General features: G+C 53.6%; 4 protein-coding genes. All 4 read right to left on the bottom strand.

Annotated features, from left to right (window positions below; all coding sequences use genetic code 11):
- The coding region (mobF, locus tag K0778_RS24485) for a MobF family relaxase (RefSeq protein WP_153520324.1) at window positions 1-1934 on the bottom strand (1934 nt) is incomplete at its 3' end.
- Entirely contained in the window at window positions 1934-4150 is a 2217-nt protein-coding gene (traD, locus tag K0778_RS24480) for a type IV conjugative transfer system coupling protein TraD (protein WP_153520323.1), read from the bottom strand. The genes mobF and traD, both read right to left, overlap by 1 nt.
- A 50-nt stretch (window positions 4151-4200) precedes the next feature.
- On the bottom strand, window positions 4201-4938 hold the full coding sequence (locus K0778_RS24475; RefSeq protein WP_015059020.1) for a hypothetical protein: 738 nt from the start codon (window positions 4936-4938) through the stop codon (window positions 4201-4203).
- Window positions 4939-5140: 202 nt separating this feature from the next.
- The coding region (gene traT, locus K0778_RS24470) for a conjugal transfer complement resistance protein TraT (protein WP_049254898.1) at window positions 5141-5822 on the bottom strand (682 nt) is incomplete at its 5' end.

The raw sequence follows: 5822 nt of genomic DNA, 5'->3' as shown, positions 1-5822 counted from the left end.
TAACGGCTCCGGCTGTCCAGCCAGACCGGTGACAGGGCGGTCATGGTTACCTCCGGGTGTCCGAGCACGCCCTGTGTTTTCAGCTCACTGCGAATGGCCTGTGTCAGTATGGCCTGTTCCCGTACTCCGCTGACCTGTGCCACGCTCTCTTCTCCGGCTTTCACGCTGGCCGCAAAATCTCCGGCCAGCCGGGCATAGCGGACATTACGGTCCGGTTCACTGATGATGGTGGCCGGTCGCTGTTCTCCCCCCTGCCAGCGATATGAGTTCACCCCGGCATCCTTCATGGCCATCAGCGCACTGCCTGTACCGGTTCGCTGCCCACTGTCGGTTATCAGGACCTGTACGTTATGACGTGCGGCACCGTCCAGCAGGGTTAATGTCTCTTTCAGGGAGAGTTTTTCGCCCTGGTCAACGATAACGGTACTGCCCGGCGTGAAAGCCATGCCTTCCAGCAGCTGACGACGTCCGGTTATCAGCTCACCGGACAGCCGTTCATCCTGCTTCAGGTTCATCTGCGAGCGACGGTCAGCAGCGATAATCTGCACTTCCCGCCCCTGCTCCCGGGCCATCATGACCAGTTCAGCCACCCGCTCACGCTGCCCGGCTGCACCGCCCTGCCCGGACACAATGGCCAGCGACGGACGGTCCTGTGCCAGAACACTGACCGCATCGCTGTAACCAGCCGTCCGGGGGACACTTTTCTCCGGATGTACGGTCACCCGGTTCTGTTTCATGATGTCACGACTGAGTGCCCGGACGGACAGCTCATCGAGCACATGAATTCCTGATGTGAACAGCCCCTTCTCACGATCGAGGGGGATAAGCTGCTCACGACTGATGGCCTCATCGATACCGGCGCGTGCCCGTTCAATCACACCATTTTCCGGCGGCAGTATACCGACCGTTCTGGCCAGCACGTCCGTGTACGTAAACTGCACTTTTCGTTCACTTAATCCGGCAATCGCCTGTGTCACCGCCTGCTGCACATCCGGCCCCTCCTGTGAAACAGCCCCGGGCGCCTGCGTGCGGGTCTCCGCACGCTGATCCGCCGCGTCACGATATGCCCGGATGTCGAACCCGGTTTCCTTCAGCGTCTGCATCCATTCAGCCATTCTGACTTCAGGATCGACGTGCTGTTTGGATTTTCGCGTATCCAGTGCCGCCACATCCCGGGATTTCAGCGAGGCATCTTCCCCGACGGCCTCCCGGATAGCCTGTGAGCGTCCGGAAAAGGCCTCCACCGGTACGCCCGGCATCTCCCACATACCGTGCTTACCCACCACTTCGGTTTCATAGCCCAGCGCCTCAACCTGCTCTTTCAGTTTTTCCCGGTAGAGCCTGCCAAAGGCAATCTGATTAGCGTACACATTCTCAATGAACCCCGTTTTCCCCACTTTGTCACTGCTCAGTGTCTTCCATTCGCCGTTATGCTGCGTGACATTAGCCACCACCGTATGCGTGTGTAGCTGTGGTTCCTGATCGCGACTGGTGTCGTGGTTAAACAGTGCCATCACCAGATTACCGGTCAGCACCGTTTCTGACTGTCCGTCCGTCATAACCCGTGTGGAGGCCAGCGCCTCCACCTGACGAACAGCAAAGTCCACGGCCTGGTTATGTGCATCAATCAGGCGCTTATCGCCACCTAACATGGCCATCATGGAGACACTTTTGGGGGCGGAGAAGGTCAGGTCGTAGCCGGGACGATGCTTATTACTGCCATCCTGCATGCGGCTTAGATCCGCTCCGTCCGGCAGCCTTCCCTCCAGAAGACGGGTAAAAACATCCTTATCGACACTGCCCTGCAGTCCCAGCTGTTCAGCCCCCCTGCCGGCCCAGCGTTCTCCCATGCTGCCCAGCACATAGTAATTATCCTTGTCGGTATAATAGTTACCGGCACTTCCGGCCGATCTGACCTGCGCGATACTCATCATCAGAAATCATCTCCCGGCTCAACATCCTCCCCACGCTCCCGGTGCACATTAATGTTCACCTCTTCACGACGCTGCATCTGCTGCTGGATGTCCGGATGATTTTCCTGTTGCCATGCCTCATAAGCGGCCATATCCACCACTTCACCGGATTCACTGATCCCGGGTGGCAGTTGCTGTTCCATCTCTTCTTCCGGTTTCATTTTCAGCTCCTGCTCGATCCCCCCTGCCGGAACATTCACACCTGAATCTGACTTCTTATCGTTGATGGCAGAAGACACCGGCTGTTGCGGCTGTTGCGGCTGTTGCGGCTGTTGCGGCTGTTGCGGCTGTTGCGGCTGTTGCGGCTGTTGCGGCTGTTCAGCCTGAGTCACGTCTTCTCCGGAAACAACTTCCGGCACATCCGGTTCGAAGAGGCTGGCCATCTGACGACCTTCTGCTTCCCTTGCGGCAAGTACGGCACTCAGACGGTTCTCCATTTCCGGGTTGATGTCACGCGGAATAAACTCCGGAGCGACCTTCGGTCGTGTCTGATATTTCAGAGAGAGTTTTACTGCCGGATACGGTCCGGGCAGGGTGACATAACAGGTCAGATCCGGCAGAGACTGAATGTCGGAATAACTGACCAGCGTCTGGCGCTCCATATCCTTACCGGTCGATACCCCGTCACGTACCGGATCAGCACCGTAGGAATACTGCTCGCTGGCTTTCAGGTGCTCTTTCTCACCAATCTCACCGGCAGCGAACTCTGCAATCTTATGGCTGGGAGAACGGAAAAAGGCACGGGTGTTCATGACGTCAAACAGCGTGGCAGCCGCTTTCTCACCGTAGATATCTTCCAGCTGGGCATAGGACTGGATACCAAACACATAACAGCCACCGAACTTACGGGCTTCCGGCAGGATCTCCACCAGGTCCGGCAGTTTGTGTAACGTGGGTAGCTCATCACAGAAAAACCACACACGACGGTTACGGTTTTCTCCCATTGCCAGCAGACCACGAATGGCAATGGACAGCCACATGGAGATCACCGGCTTCAGGGAGGCATGGGTGTCGGCATTCGACGAGATAAACAGCCAGCCGTTTTTCTGATCTTCCCGGACACCCCGCATCCAGTCACGGATGGTAAAAGACTCACCGTTATGCTCAATCCCCTGCAGGTAACGGATGGCTTTCACGTAGTTGGTCAGCACAGCACGGATGGAAATCGCCGTTTTCTCAATTTTCTCTTCCACCAGGTTGGCCGCCGGTGAATTACGCAGGAAGGTACGCAGTTTTTCGATTTTGATGGAAAGCAGTGTGTCCACCAGTTTGCTGTAGCTGCGGTTGGGGTCATTACGCATCAGGTACGCCGCTTCCGCAAAAATGGTACGTCCTGAACCCTGCCAGAACGGGTCCTCTTTTGTGCCCATCGGGATCAGCGTGTTCGCGGTATTATCAAAATCCGGCTGTGTCAGGCACTCCTTCCACAAATCCCAGGCGGCACAGCGGGCATCCAGCGGATTCAGGATTTTATCGATGGAGGGATCATAGTAACTTTTAACAAATTCCCCTGAACGGTCATAAATCACCACCATATCTCCACGCTGACGGGCGTAGTTGGCCAGACGACGGATAACTTCCGACTTACCGGCCCCGACCGTGCCGTGCAGACAGAAGTTCTGGATTTCGGAATCCCGGATAATCGGCAGGTCGCCAATCCGTATATCGGAGTCCTTGCCGTCTTTTTTCAGCATCCGGGCAACGTCTTTCGGATTGTCTGTCAGCTGACGACCACCTGTGACTTCATTTTCGCTCTGTTGTTTACCCTGACGCCCCAGAATCCAGGAGACAACAAAGAAGGTAATCAGGCAAATAACCAGTGCCACAACTGTGGCCAGAACGAATGCGGACCATAGCTGCTCTCCGCACCAGATCATATATTTATCATGCAGTACCTGAGCAGCGTTCATCCGGAAGGTTTTGCCGTAATACTGGATCTCATAGACCGGCTGGGACCTGATTAAATCCCGCATACCTTCCAGCGTGGTACACCACCAGTAAATACAGCCGTTCACAAACGTCTGCCAGCTTATTTTTACCCATAAAACCAGACCAACGAGTATCCAGAAAAAAATAAACAGGCAGTAAAGCATGATATTGGCGATCTGGCTGAACATGCGGATACGCATGGACGCAATCTGACCGCCCTGGGTCATATCCTTTGCGTTAAAACTCATGATGAAACTCCGGGAAAATCTGGAACAGGGCAGAAAAGGATGATGTGGGGTTAATTCACAGAAACAGACCAGGTGTACCCTGTATGCCGGTGGTGATACCCGCCTGCAGCCCTGCCGGAAGAGACCTTCTCTGTAACAATGTCAGTCAGGCGCAATACTTCAGACCAGTCACTCCCATGCGGAAACTGGATCTGAACAAAAAGGCGTACCCGCTCACGGTGATCCAGAACTGTGTCCGGTTCATAAAAACGGCCACTGTCAGGAGAAACACGGGACGTTTTATTGATGAGATCATACTTATCGGCAGGAGACTGCGATGAAATCGCCCAGGTGATATTCTCCGCCTGGTGGCCATCAATACGACTGCTCCCCGGCGTCCATGCAATTTCCTGCGCACTCGCCACGATGATCTCCCTGGAAACTTCAGCCAGCTTTCTGGGTGTAAAGAATACCGGTGCCAGCACACACAGGGACAACAAATTACAGCTGACCGCTTCCGGTTTAAGCGAATTGCTCCCGGATTTTTCAGGAAAAGATATTTTTGTCAGTATTTCAGTTAATTCCTTATGCCTGAGAGAATTAATAAAGTACATGATAAGCATCATGAGAAACAATATAACAATAAGCCCTCCGATAACCACTAAAAGGTCAGTATCAATATTATTGCTGTACAGATAGTCTTTAGTGGTCACTGTATTATTCTGTATCACCGGGGGGTATTCAGTTACAGGCTTCTCAGTAAATTGATTATTCTCACCAACATATTCAGCGATATTGTCTGATGTCATAATGACTTTCTCCGGAAGATCCCGGCTTCGCCGGCAACACTTCACGGTCGCACAAAGAATTTGCACAACCGCTCAGTGTTTTCATATTTATTTCGGAAACGTCGGGAAGTGACAAAATTTATTTTGTTACGTCCCGGGGTTGGACAACGAGCAACGCGAGGCGTCAGCAAGGAGGCCGGTCAGACCAGCCTCCTGACGAGGTTCAGAGAATATTTGCGATTGATTTGGCCAGCTGGTCTTCGAGAACAGGCTTCGCCTCTTCAAATTTCAGGTTAACCTTGTTCGCATTTGAGACCACACGGGTCTGGTATTTATGCTGGTTACCTGTTTCAGTACTGGTCTGAATTTTCGCACCTGATGTGCCCTGACGCAGGGCGGCAACATTATCCGTTGTCACCGTTGCCTTAGTACGCTCTGCAATCTGCACATCCGTGATCATGGTATAGTTCACATCTTCCACCATCGCATCTGCAGCCATACCCACCAGACCGGCAGCAAGGCCCACACCGAGTGTGGCACCGGCAGAACTGGAATTATATCCGGTGATACCGGCACCTAACGCTGCACCAACTGCTGCGCCTTCATAACCACGGTTCAGCCATCCCTGAGATTCCCGCAGATCCATCTTATCGGCCTTCAGCACATTCGCCTGAATCCAGTAGTAGGCTTTATCCGGAGAAGTCACCACCTGATATCCTTTTGCTTTCACAGCATCAGCAATTTTGCCCTGCAGCCCACTCATGTCTTTATCAGACGTGTTTTTGATCTGCAGAAATACCGTGCGTTCGCTGGCGGGTTCAAGCCAGATGGTCTCACTCATCTGAGTCTTCACCTCAAGGTTACGCTTCTTGATTGCTGTGCTCATCGCACCACACCCTGAAAGG

It is taken from the genome of Escherichia sp. XD33, from assembly GCF_019375075.1.
Taxonomy (GTDB): Bacteria; Pseudomonadota; Gammaproteobacteria; order Enterobacterales; family Enterobacteriaceae; genus Enterobacter; species Enterobacter flexneri_A.
The sequence above is the reverse complement of the archived record's forward strand: the minus strand, read 5'-3'. Positions and strand labels throughout refer to the sequence as shown.